Origin of the sequence: Hespellia stercorisuis DSM 15480 (assembly GCF_900142165.1) — a bacterium.
Taxonomy (GTDB): Bacteria; Bacillota; Clostridia; order Lachnospirales; family Lachnospiraceae; genus Hespellia; species Hespellia stercorisuis.
In genome coordinates, this window is the sequence record NZ_FQZY01000160.1 from 1 (window position 1) to 1142 (window position 1142).

General features: G+C 45.0%; 2 protein-coding genes. Both read right to left on the reverse strand.

The genetic code is table 11. The annotated features are described in order from the left end of the window. The coding region (locus tag BUB85_RS20885) for a tyrosine-type recombinase/integrase (protein WP_159434699.1) at window positions 1-502 on the reverse strand (502 nt) is incomplete at its 3' end. Next, window positions 492-1142, reverse strand: a 651-nt coding sequence (locus tag BUB85_RS20890; RefSeq protein WP_143160826.1) for a tyrosine-type recombinase/integrase, incomplete at its 5' end; no start/stop codon positions are given. The genes BUB85_RS20890 and BUB85_RS20885, both read right to left, overlap by 11 nt.

Here is a 1142-nt window from a genome sequence, read left to right on the forward strand (position 1 = left end):
AGGTTTCATCACAGCGTGTGCCTGCCCCGTACATTGTTGACAGGAGAACTTTATCGCGTTTACCAATCTCCGTGCGATCATTCGGCATCGCCATTAAGATCTTGACTTCTTCCAATGTGAAGACTGGCATGACGCTTGTCTGAGTTTTCTTCCGTGGGATCTTCCCAAGCGTGTTCCGAAGGAAAGCGGCCTCGAGACTGATGTTCATGGCATATTTGGAGAAAGAATTCAGCGCGGCAAGTCTTTGGTTCCTTGTCCTCGCATTGCATTTACGTTCCTCTTGGAGCCAATCCAGGAATCCGGAAATGGTTCCATAATCAAGCTTGTCAAAAGTAACCTGGTCGGCTGACAGATTTTTTTGGTTATATAAGTAATCCAGAAGCAGACGGTATGTGGTTTTGTATGACTCCACTGTTTTGTTGCTGCATCCTTTTTCCAGCGGGAGGTATGACTCGACAAAATCCTGTAGTGTGTCCAAAAAACTGTATTTTTTAGTCTTCATAGCACACCTCCGGGAACGCCTCCCCACTGAACGCGGCAAATTTCTGAAATTCATCAATGAACATATCCGTGGTGAATTTCATATATCGCTCAGTCTGCCGAAGGTTGCTGTGGCCAAGATAAATCGAAAGGTAAGGGATAGAATTATCAACACTGATCCCAATCTCTTTAAGCTGAACAAATGATCTCTGGACGAAAGTATGCCGGAGACAATGAAAACAAGCCCCTCTTTCATATTTTTTATCCGGCCTTGAAATATTTATCTCACGCAGGATCAGTCGAAAACGGTTGTCTACTGTTTTAAGACTTATGTGAGCAGAATCATCCTTCCCGGGGAACAGCCATGCATCAGGCTGTCCGATAACACCCATGACAATGCAGTACTTCTGCAGGAGCACGGAAAGTGATTCATGCATTGGGACAATCCGTTGTTTATTATTCTTGGCGATTTCAAGTACAAGCACGCCATCGTAAGCATTGAAGTTCCTTTTCCTTAAACTAATGACCTCCGACAACCGCAGCCCGCAACATAAGGATATCCGGATTATCACGGGAAGCATGGCACGTATGTACGGGACAGTGTTATTGCCCCTTGAGGGATATGAATCGGCCATTTCTATGATACGGGAAATTTCTCCATC